Below are 16,616 nucleotides of genomic sequence, written 5' to 3'. Positions count from 1 at the left end.
GATCTCGGTTTTGTTTTTTCAGTTTTAGTGTGGCCTTGAATAGCCGATTTAAACTAGAGTTTTTTGTAGCAGAACCACCAGTAGAGACCAGTGGATTCTCCAGCAAACGTTAACTTCATTTGCTGAAAAACACCCTTAAAATCACCTTCAGTGCTTCATTGATTTTTGTTTTTCTAGGTCTCTTGATCTCACTTGCGGTTCACCGTAGCCACATTCCTTTTCGACAATTATCTCTTAAGGCTGTTTTAAAGCAGGTGAACTCTAATTCGATGCCTTTCAACATGATCCTCTTATCTTTATTAAGTTACCCTCTAATAGAGATGGTAGCCTTGCACAAGTATCACAAGAGAACCGCCGTCCCCTCGTATTCTTATTCACCCCTTTCTTAAAAAAGAGCGTAGCTCATGACACACATCCACCTTATATCCTTCCCTATAGCTTTCCGGCACGTCGAATAAATTTACCTCTATCCCTATTTTAGAAAGCTGTACTAAAAGTTCTTCCATAAAAATCCCTTGATGATTTTTCGTATCACAGGATGGACTCTCGCCTATGCCTACTAAACCAAGTAAAGAATATCCTTTTCGATCATATTCTTTTAGTTGTTGTACTATGGGTTCGGATAATCTTTTACATAGCTCCCTATACTCCCTTGTATCATAGTCCTTTTTAGTGCGGGGTGGTCGATCCTCTCCTAAAAATAACAATTCTGGACATGGCAATTGTACTATTCCGATATTTTCTTGCAAAATTATATCTATCAACTGATTAAATCCACCTTTTGCTCTTTCCCAATCACGTATAACTGAATTTTGATTTAATATGCAATGTGCAACTAATAGTACTTTCTTAGTTCTTACCATCATAGTCTACCGCCTTTGTGGTAAATAAGTCTTTCGGGACATATTTAAGCATGGAGACTACTAATATACAACTAACGACTTTATCTATCAAATTACTGGTTATTCTGGGAATAAAAGCTGCTGTGAAAATTCGTTGTCCACTAGCTAATAACCATGCTACTAGAATATCTGTGCCTCCTCCTGTAAGACCTCCAAACATTACAATAGAAATAGGTGTTCCAATCAGTGGCGCTATAACAGCAATAATAAGACCCGTAATAATGGCTGTTTTTAACCTAAATTGAAACCGCTTGGCCACAAATCCTACTATGACTCCAATGGCAATATTGACCAAGGCAAATGGAATTGCCCGGGGATTTGTAATCACCCCTTGTATAATATTCGTAAGGCCTCCAGTCATAGCACCAGCCAGCGGCCCTAACACTACTGCCACTAAAATGGTTCCCATGGTATCCAGAAATAATAATGGTATTTGCATCGTCGAAACAACGGTTCCTAATACAATGTTCATAACGATTCCTATAGAAGCAAGAATCATTGCTCTGTTAGAACGAAACGGTACAGTAGACATAAATAATGATTCCTCCCACTGAATAGTTTTTTCTTTTCCTCTCTACCAATCCATCTACACATCATTTATATTTGCATCGTCTTAGTAGAAGTCTTCTTTTCTATGCTTTCTATCTGAACCATCAAAAAACTCCCCTTGGTTCTTCTCCAGCATTAGGCTTTTTCTATCTTTGTCGATGATATCCATATCCCATTTAAAAATAGGAAATAACGGAGTAATACATAGAGTACCATCACCGTTGCCCAGAGAATCTGAAACATGCCAATGGGTTCCAGCAAAGCCGTGTTATACCCAAGGCCACTCAGATAGTTGGTCATTCCGTTAAAGGCAATGGCACTAATGACAAAAGGAAAGGTGAAAGCGGAATAACTGGGGTAAAAAGCCAGTTTCAAAAGTCTTGGCATCTGCACCAGTCCGTAAAGGGTCATCAGAAAGGCCCATATACCCAAGGCAACCACCATGGTCAGGTTTTTTGCAGGAAAACTACTAAGATAGCCAGCCAACAATAGACTTGCTGGTGCGGCATAAATGATCACCACGGGCTGTACGGGTTCTGGAATGCCACCCACTTTAAACACCCGATAGGTTACCAGAGGAAGCCAGAGGATATAGGCGGTCAATCCAAACCAGAAAAGAATCTGTCCGATGCTTTGCATGCCATAGAGTGGCGCTGTCACACTTCCCACCACAATCCCCACATATAGGACAAAATAGCTGGAAAAAACCTTATTAATATTGAAATTCAGCACATAGGTTTTGGTAAAGAGTATGACCAGCAGGGCATTAAGAAAGATCCCCAACCCCCAGGCAGCAAAAGCTAAGCTGGGAAATTGTGGCTGAATATACGTACTGAGAAGCATCATTCCCATGGGAAAAGTTGCCATAATACAGGCAACCACCGGGTTGCTGTAACCTTCTTTCAGACAGGCAGGGAAAAGAATTATCTTCAGCACCAATGCCAGAAATAGGAATCCAGAAATCCCCCCAAGGATGAACCTTATTCCTTCATGGTAGCCACCCAGCAGATTCCCCAAAGCAGCCAAACCCAACATCAGACCAGAAACAGGCAGTGGCAATTTTTGAAGCAGACTTCTCATTGATTACACCTCTTTCCCCACATCATCCATATTCACAAATCCTTTTTCCCGCACTATGATCCGAGCCGCATTTTCTGCCACTTCTCCTGTAAAGGCAACGCATTGTGCTTTGTGTTCTCCAGAAGCCATATCCATTCCTTTGGTCAACACACTGCAACACAGCAACTTGTGATTTTTCTTAAAATCCTCCTGCAGTTCGTAGGCCAGCTCCAATGTCTTCACACTGTTGGGATCTTTAGGGTTGGTTCCTTGGGTTCGTCCAAAAAAATAGCCTAGGGCTAACACTCCACCCGAAACTGCTCCACAGGTACATTTGGATTTTCCAATTCCTACTGGAAATCCAGATGCCATGGCGATCATTTCATCCGGCATGTCCAACTCAAAATTTTTCTTAATAGAGGCCACAATGGCCTCGGAACAGTAGTACTTTCCCGCCTTAAACAGATCTTCTGCATCCTGCCTTATTTGATTGACACTTACTTTGGTTTTCATTTTTTTCCTCCCTTTAGATTCACCTTGCAGAACCAAATGGTCTCACAAGATAATATTGATATCACTCTATATTGTGTCAGATCTATCTCTGTGGGTACAATACCTTTTTATTATATCCCTATGGGTTTTTTCTATAACACAAAGGGATGCCACCTTCCCCTGGTGTCCTCTATTACGTTTTTTTATGAGAATCCTTTATAGGATTCCTCCTTTCTATTGATGCTTTCATCCCCTGCTTTCTTAAGATGCTGTCCTTACTGTTCCCTACTATGGTCTAGTCTTTTCCAACCATGCTTCCATAGTGAGCTGGGAAACTTTCCATCTAACAGAGAAAGGAACCTATGCTATAATGGTCTTATATTCGTAATTTATATTCCCCTTTGGAGGTGCCCCATGGAGTTCAGGCAGTTAGAAACCTTTGTCGCTATATCAAAATATAAAAGCTATTCCAAGGCAGCAGAATCTCTTTTTTTAACCCAGCCTACCTTAAGCAATCATATTATTAATTTAGAAAAAGATCTGGGAACCACGCTGATTAATCGCAGTAACAAACAAATCTCCCTCACCCCTGCTGGCAAAATTCTGTATGAATATGCCCTTCAGATTCTTCAGGTCAAAGAACGTGTTGGCTTTAAACTAGATGAATATCGAGGTCATTTTGTTGGTCATATCGAAATTGCTGCCAGCACGATTCCAGAGCAATACATTTTACCGTCTTTTTTAACTAGTTTTAAACAGTCCTATCCTGACGTGGTTTTAACCCTTCGACATTTAGCTTCTGATAAAATTATCGATGGTATTTTAACAGAAGCTTACAATTTAGGGGTGGTGGGCAGCAAAACCTCTCACGGCCATCTGACCTTTCATTCACTGACAGAAGATGTCCTTGCCTTGGTAGTCCCGAATACCAGTGCTTATCAACACTATGAAAATGAAGTGCCTTGGTCTGAACTGGTAAAAATGCATTTTATTTTTCGTGAACAAGGTTCTGGCACTCGAAAACTCTTTGAAGCGGCTTTGAAAAAAAACCAGCATAGCTTCCGTGATCTTAAGGTAGCGGCCTATATTGAGAATACAGAGGTCATCAAAAGATGTATTATGGATGGGATGGGGGTTTCCATTCTATCCAAAAGAGCCATTCAGCAAGAATTGCTAAATGGCTCTTTAAAAGCATTGTCTATCCCGGATATGGTTCTATCTAGAGATTTTTATCTGGTGCACCATAAATATCGAACGTTATCGCCGCTGGAACTAAGGTTTAAAGAGCATTTGCTCCAACAGCCCTAAGCATCTCTCCAGAAAAACCTTAGCACATCCTCTCACTCTTTTTAGATAAGGCCTTTCTGAATAAATTCTTGTACCAGAGGATGTGCTTGCGCTCCAAATAAATGGTTTAAATCTCCTCTATCTCGTATCTCTCCCTGATGCATAAAGGCTACCCGATTACAAAGACGCCTGGTTTGCTGAATGTTGTGGGTAACCATGAGTATTGTTGGGGTTTCTAATCCATAGTATTCACGAATCTTTTCTTCCATTAGCAAAATAGAGGATGGATCTATGTTGGCTGTAGGTTCATCTAACATCAAAAGTTTTGGCTTAAAGACCAGAGCTCTGGCCAGAGCTACTCTTTGTGCTTCTCCACCGGAAAGCGTCCATGCTTTCTGATCTTTCAAGGATATCATATCAAAAGATTCTAATAGGGAATAGACGCTTTCCTGGATTTCTTCCTCTCCATAACCTCGGATCTTCAATGGATAGGCAATATTCTGATACACCGTCCTACGAAGCAGATATGGTTTTTGAAACACCAGCGTCATGTTTCTTTGAGTTGTTTCATTTAATCCATGGTTATGATAGAGCACCTTTCCTTCCGTTGCTTCCATCAATCCAGCGATGATTTTTAACAGTGTGCTTTTTCCAGAGCCGTTGGGTCCGATGATTCCCCAAAAATACCCTTCTTCCAATTCTAGTTCAGGAATTGAAAGAACGGTTTTTTCTTTGTATTTTTTTACGAGAGAAGATAAGGTGAGTTTCATGTCATCCCTCCTGTTGCCAGTGATATAGTAAGGAATTAATAAGAAAGGAAATAAGGAGCAACACCATGCCGGTTGCAATCGCAAGGGAGTATTCCCCCATATTTCTTAACATGGCAATGGTGGTGGTCATCATCCGAGTATGCCCCCGGATATTTCCTCCCACTACCATGACGGCTCCCACCTCTGACATGGCACGACCGTAACCCGTCACCACGGCGGAAAGAATATTGATACGCAGTTCTCTTACGAGCAACCAGAGAGTTTGGGTAGAATTGGCACCCATGGTTTTCGCCAAATCCTGAATATCCGATCCACGTTCTTTGGTGCCATTATAAACCACTCCGGTAATAATAGGCATTACCAGCGCAAACTGGGCAATAACCATAGCCGTTGGCGTAAAATTTAACCCAAATCTTCCTAAAGGGCCACTTCGCAGGAACAACAAAAAAAACACCAGTCCAAGTACCACCGGCGGCATGCTCATCAGGGTGTACATCATTCGTACCAACAGCCATTTTCCTGGAAATTCCCGTATGCCCAATAGCAGGCCAAAGGGAATGGCCACCATGGACGCTAGCAAAGTAGCGGTTAAGGAAACGACCATCGACAGCCGGACAATGGCAAAAAATTCCGGGTCCATGGTTACGATTAATTGAAAGGCATCCTGAAATCCACTGACAAAGGTCTCCATCGAAAAACTCCTTGATTCGTTAGTCTCTTAGGCTCCAAAGAAAATCTTAATTAGCATTTGGAAAAAACAAAGGCTCCCCATATTTTTCGATCCCAAATGCTCCGATTTTTTCCTGTGTTTCCCTTGATAAAATCCACTCTAAAAATTTTTCCGCTGCTTCCCCTTTGATATATGGCCCCTTATCTGGATTTACGGCCATGACACCATACTGATTGAAAAGGGCTTTATCGCCTTCCAAGAAAATTTCAAGATCCACAGCCTCCACCATAGACCAATAGGTGGCACGGTCTGTCATGGTATAGGCTTCCAATTCATTGGCCATTTGAATCACATCTCCCATGCCCTGTCCCGCTTCTATATACCAGTGGCCGGATAGGTCTTCCACTCCAGCCTTTTCCCACAGTTCCTTTTCTCTGCTGTGGGTTCCAGAATTATCGCCTCTGGAAACAAAGAAAGCTTCATTTTCTGCAATGAGCTGATATCCTCGCAGCACATCGGATGCTGCTTTTTTTTCCAAGCCAACCGGATCTGACACAGGGCCTAGGAGGACAAAATCATTATACATCACATCAAAACGTGCCACCGTATCGCCAGCTCGAACCAGGGCTTCTTCCTGGTCTGTGGCATGAGTCAACAAGACATCCGCTTCACCATCTACGCCCATTTGAAGGGCAGCACCAGTGCCTACGGCTACTACTTTTACATCGATTCCGTACTGAGCTTCAAAATCCGGGAGGATGTAGTCCAGCAGCCCACTATTGTCTGTGCTGGTTGTTGTAGCTAAAATCATTTCCGATGCCGACCCAGAAAAAGTGCCGCAAGCTGTTACCAATAGTAGCAACACCTGTACCAATAGCCAAACTCCAAGCCTCCACTTTCTTTTATGTACCTTCATTTTTTCCACTCCTATCCTACTCTGCATTATATAAAACCCAGGGAAATGTGTCAATTTCAAGGAATGGCCTAAATCTTATGAAGGCTTCAAGACTTCTCTATTATTTCTTCTGCCGGAGAAGCTGATATTGTTTGGGTGTTTCCCCATAGGTTTCTCGAAATACCCTGATAAAATGAGAGAGACTTTCAAATCCTACCATCATGGCCACCTGGGTGACGGAGTGTTCCTGCAGATAAAAAGAGGCTCGCTGCATTTTTCGGGTTTTGATAAAAGAGAGGGGGGTCATTCCTGTATGGTGTTTAAAGAGTTGGGTCAAGGCAGGGGCTGACATATGGTTATCTTTGGCAATTTCTTCCAGATTAATTTTTTCATGCATTTTTTCTTCAATGTACTGAATGATTCTTTCTATCCTTGCTGAATATCGAGTCTTCAGCATGGCATATACCCTCTGATCTTGAATCAATTCATACACTAATTTTTGAGCTGCTAAATCCATCAAAAATGATGTTCCTTTTTGCTTCATGGTGGACAACTGATAAATTCTTAAAAGTTCTTCTGCTATGCTCTGATGATTATGGCCAACCTTCACTCGGTTATGAACCGTTTGTTCCAAGGCATCGTAAGCTACTTTCTCCAAAGGGGTTTTTTGAAGTACCTTCTCGATTAATTCATGGTTCAACTCAAGCACCAGAGCTTTGGTTGGTTTCTCAATTTTCATTAGAACATTAGAATGTGGCGGTAATAGCAAATGTTGGTCGGCCCCATAGATAAAAGATTGGCCTTGATCTATGCTGACCTCTTTCTCTCCGGATAGAATCGTGCAAAACCGTGTATAGCAACGAGATTGATAATAATCGGTAAAGTTTGATGGAAGATCATAGGTCAGCAACTTAATATATTCGGTTTCCATCCCATTAATCCTTTCTTGTACCCGATCAAAACTTCGTAACATTTTCACTCACCCTTTGTTATTTCTTTGACAATATCCGCGGATTAAAAATATTTCTCTAATAATATAAAAAAATCGTTAGTTTTTCAAGTAGAATGGCTATATACTGAAGGAACCGAGGAAGCATATGAATCACCTCAAAAAAAAACAGCTTTTTCCACGGATTTTCCGCAAGTATTACAGCCAGGATCAGGAGCATTTCTTTTTATTTACGGTTAAACGTTAAATATTTAACGTTGTTGTTTTATCTATTTTAGAACCCCCTTAGGAGGCGATGTCAATGAATTTAAAGTGGTTTCGAGTTCCCGGAGATATTGTTTTTGGTCAAGGGTCCCTATCTTATTTATCGGGGCTTAAAGGAAAAAAAGCCATGTTGGTCACCGGAGGACAGTCCATGAAAAAACATGGGTTTTTAGACCAAGCTCAACAATATTTAGAAGAAGCATCTATGGAAGTAGCTATTATTGACGGTGTGGAGCCAGATCCTTCCATCGAAACCGTTATCCAAGGCGGTAAACGCATGGCTGACTTTCAGCCGGACTGGATTGTTGCCATTGGCGGTGGTTCAGCTCTCGATGCGGCAAAAATTATGTGGGTGTATTATGAGCAGCCGGATACCCGTTTTCAAGATTTAATAGAAGGAAAATTTCCACCCCTACGAAACAAAGCACGTTTCGTAACGATTCCTTCTACCAGTGGCACCGCTTCTGAAATTACAGCCTTTTCAGTTATCACCGACCGCAAAAACCATATCAAATATCCATTAGTCTCCTACCAAATGACACCAGATATTGCTATTTTAGATGCCAATTTACCAGCGAAAATGCCAGCTCATATCACAGCCAATACGGGAATGGACGTAATGGCCCATGCCCTAGAAGCCTTGGTATCTACCAATGCATCCAGCTATACCGACGCCTTGGCAACGGAAGCCATTCGCTTAGTATTCCAGCACTTAGCTACGGCCTGTAAGGATGGACAGAATATGGAAGCCCGAGAAGCCATGCACAATGCCTCAGCTATTGCTGGAATGGCCTTTACCAATTCTTCTCTTGGCATTGTTCACAGCATGGCCCATAAAATCGGCGGAGAATTTGGTGTCACCCACGGACTAGCCAATGGGATTTTGATGCCTTATGTTGTGGAGTACAATAAAACTCAAACCCATAAGTACAAAGCAGTAGAGCAACTACTGGGCATTGCTGATTTGGCTCAAGCATTAAAGGCTTTAAACCAAGAAATTGGCATTCCTCTTACCTTCAATAAGGTGGATGAGGTTTCCATCTCAGATGCAGATTTTCAAAAAGTACTGGATCGTATGAGTCAAAATGCTTTGGCGGATCCATGCTCCCTGACAAACCCCCGAAAGCCTGATGTGGAGGCCATTAAATCCATCTATCAGAATGCTTATCAGGGTCTATCCTCCTAGGTTTTTCCAAAGGGTCTGGCGTTCATGCCAGACCCTTTCTCTTTTCCATATATACCCCATCTAAGGCATTCCATTCTTTTTGACCTTCTTTAATTCCACGGCTTTTGTATTTTATGTTTCTACAATTTCTATCCACATCTTTTGTTTTCAATTTTTTGGTGTATACTAGGAATATAGGCGTCAATCAATTCATTCAACGAGGTGCTCTTATGCTCCATTATATTTCGTCCCATCTTCGAAAAAAAATCCAATGGGTGGTACTTTTAGCCATTTTAGCCTCTATATTCTCACAGGCTCTCCTTCCTTCTTTTGGGATGGATCAAGAAACCAGTCCTCCTATCCTCATAGGCGACGATATTAATTATCCTCCTTACAGTTATCTGGATGAAGACGGAAACCCAACAGGCTTTAATGTGGAACTGGCCAAAGCCATTGGCCGAGTCATGGATCTCCCTGTGGAAATCCGTCTAGATGAATGGACGGTCATAAGAGAAGCCTTGGAAAATGGAGAAATCCATGGAATTTCTGGCATGTTCCGTTCGCCGGAGCGGGAAGAAATATACGCTTTCACCACCTACCACAGTATTACCTCTGGCGATCTTTTTACTCGAAGAGGATTTCAAGTAGACAGTCTAGAAGAAATCCGCGGCGCTACCATTGTAGTGCAGGAAGCCGATATTGTAGCAGAGTATTTAAGCCTACAGGAAGATTTAGATTTTAATCTGGTGCACGTCCAAAATGTCCGAGAAGTCATGGAGCTTGTTGCCGATGGAACCTATGACTACGCCGCCGTACTCAAGCTACCTGGTCTCTATAATATCCAGGCCTATGACATGAACCATCTGGTTCCTCAAGGTTTAAGCTTAACCACCAATCAGTATGCCATGGCCCTTATGCCAGAGAATCGAGAGCTCCTGTTGCTCTTGAATGCTGGTATGGAAATCCTTAGTGCCACCGGAGAATACCAAGAACTCTACGAAGAATGGCTTGGGGTTTACGAAGAGCCTAGCGTTGTCAATCTTCTTTATCGCTATGGCTGGATCCTTGGATCTGTTTTGGTCCTTATTTCTCTCTTAGTCGCTTCTGTCCTTACCCTCCGGCTTATGGTACGTCGTAAAACCAATGAATTGCATTCTGTTAATACAGAAATGGAGGCCGCCATGGAAGAGCTGGTTGCCATGGACCAAGAACTCCGTGACCAACTGGATTCCCTGCGGCTTCAGGAAGAACAGCTTCGCACCAGCGAAGAAAAAAGTCGAGCAATTATCAATGCCCTGCCTGACATTCTATTTGTCTTTGATCAAGCAGGTCACTTGCTGGACTGCCAATCTAACCCTGAACACGAATTGCTGTTTCCCGTTTCACAGTTTGTTGGCAAGCATTTAAAAGAAGTGATCCCAGCCCCCCTTGCAGATAAAACCCTTGATCATATTCAGAAAGCTGCAGAGAAAGGCTCTCTCCAACAATTTGAATATGAATTGATCCTCCAAGAAGAAAGAAAGGTTTTTGAACTACGATTGGTCCCTTCCACCAACCAAGAAGTCATCGGTCTTTCCCGGGATATTACCCAAGAAAAGCTGCATCTGGAAAAAATTGAGTTTTTAAGTTATCACGATCAGTTGACTGGTTTGTATAATCGTCGTTTTTTAGAAGAAGCTGTCCAGCGACTAGACCATCCTTCCAATTATCCTCTCTGCGTCATTATGGCAGATGTCAACGGCTTAAAACTCATAAACGATTCCTTTGGTCAACAGGTAGGGGATCAACTCCTTAAAACCGCAGCTTCCCTCCTAAAGGATGCCTGTCCTGGAGATGAAATTGTTGGCCGTATTGGAGGCGATGAATTTCTTATTCTCCTTCCCAGAATGAGCCATGAAGCAGCCGAAACCTTGGTGAAAAAAATTCGGGACCAAGGCCGCCAAACCCAGGTAGAAACCGTGGAAGTTTCCATTTCTTTTGGATGGGACACCAAAACCGACGAAACCCAAGAAATGCAGAAAATATTCCAGAATGCAGAGAACTATATGTACCAAAAGAAATTATTTGAAAGACCCAGTATGCGAAGCAAGACCGTTCACGCCATTATGAATACCCTCCATGAAAAAAACCCGCGAGAAGAAAAGCATTCTCAGCGGGTGTCGGATCTATGTGTGCAAATTGCTCAGGCTATGGAGTTTAGTGACCGTGGCGTCAATGAAATGAAGAGCATTGGCCTGCTCCATGATATTGGTAAGATCTCCATTGATGAGGGCATCTTAAACAAGCCGGGCAAGCTGTCCGAAGCAGAATACTTGGAAATAAAACGACATCCAGAAATAGGCTATCGGATTCTGAGTGCTGTCAACGATATGCAAGACACGGCAGATTATGTGCTCTCTCATCATGAACGATGGGATGGCACTGGTTATCCCCAAGGATTACAAGGAGAAGAAATCCCTTTGCAATCACGGATTATTACCATTGCTGATGCTTATGATGCCATGGTGGGCCAACGAAGTTATCGGCCTTCTAGATCTTCGGAGGAAGCAGCCATGGAACTACTGGCTCATGCTGGTACTCAGTTTGATCCAGATCTAACGGCTATTTTTGTCAAGGATGTGCTAAAAATGGATTTCTAATGGGCTTTTTTCTGTTATAATGGATCTGGCAAGATCACAGAAGGAGGCTACCATTTATGTTCTTTTCCCTTACCCTTGGTCTTTTGGGAGGTCTTGGGCTATTTCTTTATGGAATGAAACAAATGTCTACCGGCATAGAAAAAGCAGCCGGAGAAAAGCTGCATCGGATTCTAGAGGTTTTAACATCTAACCCCTATATGGCCACCCTTACGGGAATTATCGTCACCGTACTGGTCCAAAGCAGCAGTACCACCAACGTCATGGCCATTGGCTTTGCCAGTGCTGGTTTAATGAATTTATCCCAAACTGTAGGTACTATGCTGGGGGCCAATATCGGTACAACGGTGACCGCTCAGATCATTTCCTTTGATATTTCTGTTATCATTTATCCTGCCGTTGCCATTGGTGCTTATCTCCATCTCTTTACCAGCAAACGAATTTACAAACCCATTGGTCAGGCCATCTTGGGATTTGGCCTCCTATTTTTAGGCTTAAATACCATGTCCGAGGCCATGAATCCTTTGAGGGATTATGCTCCTTTTATTCAAATGCTGGCTTCCTTTGGCCAAGCACCTGTGCTTGGCATTATAGCTGGTGCTCTTTTTACGGCTCTGATTCAAAGTTCCAGTGCCACTGCTGGTGTGGTGATTGCCCTGACCCTTCAAGGAATGATTGATACCCCTTCCTCCATCGCCATTGTCCTTGGTGCCAATATTGGCACCAGTATTACGGCTGGCATTGCCAGCATTGGAACCAATTTAACGGCCCGTCGTGCGGTATTGGCCATTGTTACGGTTAAGGTGACTGGAGTCTTCTTGGCACTGGTTTTTTTTCAACCCTTTTTATCCTTGGTGATGGCCACCGGCAACAGTGTCACCCGACAAGTGGCCAATGCCCATACGATTTTCAATCTATTGAACGTACTTCTATTCTTTCCTTTTTTAACGCCTTTTTTAAAACTAGTTCACCGTTTCATGCCTGGGGAGGAACCAGTGGTGGAAACTGGCCCAAAGTACATCCATGCCAAAGCACAACAAACCACTTCCATCGCCATTGGAGCCGCCCGTCAAGAATTGCTACGAATGGCCGGGATTGCCAAAGAAATGCTTCAAGACTCCCTCCATGTCTTTGTTCATAACGATGGAAGCTTAATTGGAGCCATCCGCCAAAAAGAAGATCTGATCGACCGGCTTGAAAAAGAGATTGTATTTTTTCTTACAGGCATTTCTCAAAGTTCTCTAAGCCAGAGCCAATCTAAAACCGTCACCTCTCTAATGCATTTTAGCAGTGATCTGGAACGTATTGGAGACCATGCTCATAATATTATTCATCTGGCTGAACTCAAAATGGATGAAAAATTAACCTTCTCCCAAGAAGCCTTGGTCGAACTGGAAGAAATGCATCAACTGGTGGATGAAATGATTTCCAAGGCCATGGACGCCTTCGAAAAAGAAGATACCTCCCTGGCCAGGGAGGTTATTTCCAAAGATCATGGGGTGGATAGCATGGAACGAAGGTTACGGAAAGGACATATTCAACGACTAAACCAGAAAGTCTGTCAGCCTCAGTCTGGGGTAATTTTTCTGGATGTTATCAGCAATCTGGAACGAGTGGCCGACCATGCCACCAATTTAGCAGAAGTGGTGACAGGAGACTTTTAAAGAAGGGATTTGATTTTGGTCACCAAAATATCGATGGCCACCATGTTTTTTCCGCCTTCCGGAATAATAATGTCCGCATACTTTTTATTGGGTTCTACAAACTGAAGGTGGGCTGGACGTACGGTGGTCCGATATTGATGAATAACAGAGTCTAAACTTCTTCCTCTATCCCTAATATCCCGTTTGATTCGGCGAATCACCCGAATATCTGCATCTGTATCCACAAATATTTTAATATCCATTAATTCCCGAAGGGTTGGTTCATTAAAAAGTAGGATCCCTTCCAAAATAATAATATCTCTTGATTCCACTGTCACGGTTTCTGTTTTTCTGGTATGACGCTGAAAATCATACTGGGGCATCTGGATGTTTTCTCCTGCCAACAGACTTTTCAAATGAGCCACCAATAGATTTGTTTCAAAAGACATGGGATGATCGTAATTGGTTTTGATCCTCTCTTCCATGGGAAGGTGGTCCTGATTTTTATAATAGGCATCCTGGGGAATCGTTGCAATACTCTGGGTTGGTAATTGTCGTAAAATCTGCTTGGCTACGGTGCTTTTACCAGATCCGGTGCCGCCTGTCACCCCAATCAGTATTGGATTTTTCATTGATTTTTTTCTCCTCCTCCTCTTCTTTACACCAACAGAGCAATGATCACGGGTATAATGATCAGCTTTCCTACCAAGACTCGAGTCATATGCAATAAAACAACTTCCAATGGTCTTTCCGCATAATCATAGGCTAAGATACTCATGGGTGTCAACCCTACAGGTGCCGCCGCTAACAAGCAGGAGGCTGGATCCCAACCTGTTGCCTTTCTCAAAATCTTATACATTCCATATACCCCTAAATAAATAATCACTGAAAATCCAAGGGTTGGCATCAACATGGCTGAAAGAGATTCCATAGGGCTATTCATGATATTCAAGGCCAGCATCACGGCGATGCCCATCTGCATGATCACGCTAAGGGCTGGGGTTGGTGGCTTTAAAGGGATGCCGGCCACCACACTAGCTCCTGTTATAAAAAAGGCTCCCATCAATGCCCCAGCGGGAATGTTGAGCCAAGTGCCTAAAACCGCTCCCAACAATCCAACCCCAAAAGTTGTCCCGTAAGGGATGATCTCCATCCCTGGCCAAGAAAGAGACTTCCACTTGTTCCTTGCTTGTGCCAGAGAATCTACTCTCTTGTTGACTTTTGCAGACCAGGCAGATTTTTTACTGGATTTTTCCGTGTTTTTCGTCATTCTTTCCACAATGATCGGAAAAGAAATCACCGCAATCAACAAGCGAGACAACTGAAAAACCATTACAATGCCTACATTCCCATCCAATGCCAGTGCCAGTAATCCCATTTCTGATACACCAGAGGGGGTCGCACTTAAAAGTGCCGTGGCCACATCTAATTGAAAAAAGACCACTAATACCAGGCCTAATCCAAAGCTGAGGAAAAGGGTCCAACCAATCATAATCAGGCTAGGGACCTTAAGGTCTTTCATCTGCTGAAAAATCTGACGAGTCACCTTGACACCAATATTCGCTCCCAACATAGACTGAAGCAAAAGGACGAGCCAATTGCTAAAGGGAGCTGCCTCTAAGCCTGCTAATCCAGCTAGAGATAGGATCGCAAAGGGTCCTAAAAATGCTGGTGTTGGAATATGAAGGATATAAAACAATAAATACCCTGCCAAAGCCAGGGTAAGCAATAAAATTGGTTCTAAAACAGTCACCTTCGGTTCACGTCCTTATGTTAGTTTGTCTTGTTATGGCATCTCGAAAACCTGCTGTCCTTTTAAAGATACCACTTGTTTCATGGAGATTCAATATGCCAGGGTAAAACTCGAAAATACACTAGTAAAGCATCAGGTTTATGGTATATAATGGCTTTAACGGTACCCAAAATTCCTTAGGCAACTAGAAACCTTGGGCCTTCCTTAGGAAATGGTACTTATCCGTGTGATGTTAGAAGGCTTGAAAACATAGCAGCTATAGGAACAGGAGGCATATGAGATGAAAAAAATATTGATTTGTGATGACTCGTTGCTGATTCGAAGACAGCTCAAGCAATACTTTCAAGAAAATTGGAAGAATTTTCAAGTAGTAGAGTCCACCAATGGAAAAGAAGCCGTCACTATGTATTCGGAAGAAGCTCCTTTTTTGGTCTTTATGGACATTGTCATGCCTGAAATGGATGGCATCTGCAGTTTAAAGAAAATCCTAGAAACAGACCCCCAGGCCAAAGTAATTGTTTTATCTTCTGTTGGCAATCGAGAAACCTTGCGGGAGGCCATTGATGCCGGGGCCATGGATTTTGTTCAGAAACCTTGGACAGATGAAGTCATGAAGAAAATTATCGACACGTATGCTTAAATACACAAAGGAGTGATATCGTGCTCAATCTTTATCTTGGAAACTATTTGTTACGCAAAGGCCTTCTCTCCTCGGAAACCCTTAAGGAAATGCTGGATTTAGAAAAGAATACACGTTTACGCCTTGGGGTACTGGCCATGCACGAAGGCCTTATGACCTCCCAACAAGTAGAGGAAACCCACCTAGCACAGCGAAACGTAGACGCCAAATTTGGTGAAGTAGCCATTGGAAAAGGATTTCTAACGGAAGATCAAAGAGATCAGTTGCTCCAACACCAAGTCCAGGGAGGCGCCAAACTAGCACAGATCTTAATGGATAAAGGTATTTTTACCGCCTCTGAAATGGAAGGCATTTTATCGGATTATCGAGAAGAGAATAATTTAACCCAAGAAGAACTGAAAGCCCTGGAGCAAGGCGATGCGGACCAATTGCTAATCCCTTATGTCAAATTACAATGCGATTTGGCAGGCATTCCTCATCATGATGTGCTCAGCGCCTACAGTACTCTTTTTATGCGTAATCTTATTCGTTTTGTCGATCATAAAGCCATCCTAGATATTGAAAACCATCGAATCCCTGCGGAGGATTTTCGAGTCTTCTGCCAGAAAATTCAAGGTGGGGTTTCCTTAACTGCTTATTTAGCCATGGACAATGAGACTTATTATCCCTTTGCAGAAAAGCATGGAAACCTGCCAATTCATGGCGAAGAAGCCTTGGCAGCGGCTTCTGTTACTGAGTTTCTAAACCTGCATAACGGTCTTTTTACGGTATGGTTGTCGGATGCTTCCAAGCCTTCCACCCTTTTACCACCAGAAGTGGTTTCAGCACTACCAGACCCAGAAACAGATCCTTGCATTGCCGTACAATTTCAAACCAACTTCGGAGCCATCACCTTAATGGTCGTTTCAGCTGCTCATGGCTAACCAGCCCTATGAGAAATGT

The 16,616-nt window shown here is 42.8% G+C and carries 16 protein-coding genes; 6 read left to right on the top strand and 10 right to left on the bottom strand.

From position 1 onward, the window contains the following. Nucleotides 1-374 precede the first annotated feature (374 nt). From ACZ47N_RS07265 to ACZ47N_RS07250, 4 genes are all read right to left on the bottom strand, one after another. Nucleotides 375-866: a CD3072 family TudS-related putative desulfidase gene (locus tag ACZ47N_RS07265; RefSeq protein WP_464885898.1), complete on the bottom strand. Its 492-nt coding sequence runs from the start codon at nucleotides 864-866 to the stop codon at nucleotides 375-377. Further along, entirely contained in the window at nucleotides 850-1,434 is a 585-nt protein-coding gene (locus ACZ47N_RS07260; protein ID WP_464885897.1) for a CD3073 family putative ECF transporter S component, read from the bottom strand. The genes ACZ47N_RS07265 and ACZ47N_RS07260 overlap by 17 nt, the downstream gene beginning before the upstream one ends. Before the next feature lie 152 nt (nucleotides 1,435-1,586). Beyond that, nucleotides 1,587-2,531: a TDT family transporter gene (locus tag ACZ47N_RS07255; RefSeq protein ID WP_464885896.1), complete on the bottom strand. Its 945-nt coding sequence runs from the start codon at nucleotides 2,529-2,531 to the stop codon at nucleotides 1,587-1,589. A gap of 3 nt (nucleotides 2,532-2,534) precedes the next feature. Further along, nucleotides 2,535-3,023: a C-GCAxxG-C-C family (seleno)protein gene (locus tag ACZ47N_RS07250; RefSeq protein ID WP_464885895.1), complete on the bottom strand. Its 489-nt coding sequence runs from the start codon at nucleotides 3,021-3,023 to the stop codon at nucleotides 2,535-2,537. A gap of 393 nt (nucleotides 3,024-3,416) precedes the next feature. On the opposite strand from ACZ47N_RS07250, the gene ACZ47N_RS07245 reads away from it, so the two are divergent. Further along, nucleotides 3,417-4,310 carry a selenium metabolism-associated LysR family transcriptional regulator gene (locus ACZ47N_RS07245; RefSeq protein ID WP_464885894.1) on the top strand — a complete coding sequence of 298 codons (894 nt, stop codon included), beginning with the start codon at nucleotides 3,417-3,419 and terminating at the stop codon, nucleotides 4,308-4,310. A gap of 41 nt (nucleotides 4,311-4,351) precedes the next feature. Here ACZ47N_RS07245 and ACZ47N_RS07240 read toward each other — a convergent pair whose 3' ends face one another. From ACZ47N_RS07240 to ACZ47N_RS07225, 4 genes are all read right to left on the bottom strand, one after another. Beyond that, nucleotides 4,352-5,059: an ATP-binding cassette domain-containing protein gene (locus ACZ47N_RS07240; protein ID WP_464885893.1), complete on the bottom strand. Its 708-nt coding sequence runs from the start codon at nucleotides 5,057-5,059 to the stop codon at nucleotides 4,352-4,354. 1 nt (nucleotide 5,060) lies between these two features. Beyond that, nucleotides 5,061-5,750, bottom strand: coding sequence for an ABC transporter permease (locus ACZ47N_RS07235; protein WP_464885892.1), 690 nt, complete (start codon nucleotides 5,748-5,750; stop codon nucleotides 5,061-5,063). Between the two features lie 46 nt (nucleotides 5,751-5,796). Next, entirely contained in the window at nucleotides 5,797-6,645 is an 849-nt protein-coding gene (locus tag ACZ47N_RS07230; protein ID WP_464885891.1) for an ABC transporter substrate-binding protein, read from the bottom strand. 100 nt (nucleotides 6,646-6,745) lie between these two features. Beyond that, nucleotides 6,746-7,597, bottom strand: a complete 852-nt coding sequence (locus ACZ47N_RS07225; protein WP_464885890.1) for a helix-turn-helix domain-containing protein — start codon at nucleotides 7,595-7,597, stop codon at nucleotides 6,746-6,748. A gap of 277 nt (nucleotides 7,598-7,874) precedes the next feature. On the opposite strand from ACZ47N_RS07225, the gene ACZ47N_RS07220 reads away from it, so the two are divergent. From ACZ47N_RS07220 to ACZ47N_RS07210, 3 genes are all read left to right on the top strand, one after another. Next, entirely contained in the window at nucleotides 7,875-9,023 is a 1,149-nt protein-coding gene (locus tag ACZ47N_RS07220; RefSeq protein ID WP_464885889.1) for an iron-containing alcohol dehydrogenase, read from the top strand. 209 nt (nucleotides 9,024-9,232) lie between these two features. After that, nucleotides 9,233-11,641 carry an HD domain-containing phosphohydrolase gene (locus tag ACZ47N_RS07215; protein WP_464885888.1) on the top strand — a complete coding sequence of 803 codons (2,409 nt, stop codon included), beginning with the start codon at nucleotides 9,233-9,235 and terminating at the stop codon, nucleotides 11,639-11,641. A gap of 56 nt (nucleotides 11,642-11,697) precedes the next feature. Further along, complete coding sequence (locus ACZ47N_RS07210; RefSeq protein WP_464885887.1) at nucleotides 11,698-13,302, top strand: Na/Pi cotransporter family protein; 1,605 nt, start codon at nucleotides 11,698-11,700, stop codon at nucleotides 13,300-13,302. Here ACZ47N_RS07210 and udk read toward each other — a convergent pair. Further along, nucleotides 13,299-13,913, bottom strand: coding sequence for a uridine kinase (gene udk / locus ACZ47N_RS07205; RefSeq protein WP_464885886.1), 615 nt, complete (start codon nucleotides 13,911-13,913; stop codon nucleotides 13,299-13,301). The genes ACZ47N_RS07210 and udk overlap by 4 nt on opposite strands. Nucleotides 13,914-13,939: 26 nt before the next feature. Then, complete coding sequence (locus tag ACZ47N_RS07200; RefSeq protein ID WP_464885885.1) at nucleotides 13,940-15,034, bottom strand: AbrB family transcriptional regulator; 1,095 nt, start codon at nucleotides 15,032-15,034, stop codon at nucleotides 13,940-13,942. 280 nt (nucleotides 15,035-15,314) lie between these two features. Here ACZ47N_RS07200 and ACZ47N_RS07195 point away from each other — a divergent pair, with 280 nt between their 5' ends. Both ACZ47N_RS07195 and ACZ47N_RS07190 read left to right on the top strand, forming a co-directional pair. Then, nucleotides 15,315-15,674 (top strand): response regulator, encoded by a 360-nt coding sequence (locus ACZ47N_RS07195; RefSeq protein WP_464885884.1) that lies wholly within the window; start codon nucleotides 15,315-15,317, stop codon nucleotides 15,672-15,674. Between the two features lie 20 nt (nucleotides 15,675-15,694). Further along, the gene (locus tag ACZ47N_RS07190; RefSeq protein ID WP_464885883.1) at nucleotides 15,695-16,597 is read left to right on the top strand and encodes a hypothetical protein; all 903 of its coding nucleotides are present in this window, start codon (nucleotides 15,695-15,697) and stop codon (nucleotides 16,595-16,597) included. Nucleotides 16,598-16,616 lie beyond the last annotated feature (19 nt).

This window comes from Tindallia texcoconensis, from assembly GCF_055383815.1.
The sequence above is the reverse complement of the archived record's forward strand: the minus strand, read 5'-3'. Positions and strand labels throughout refer to the sequence as shown.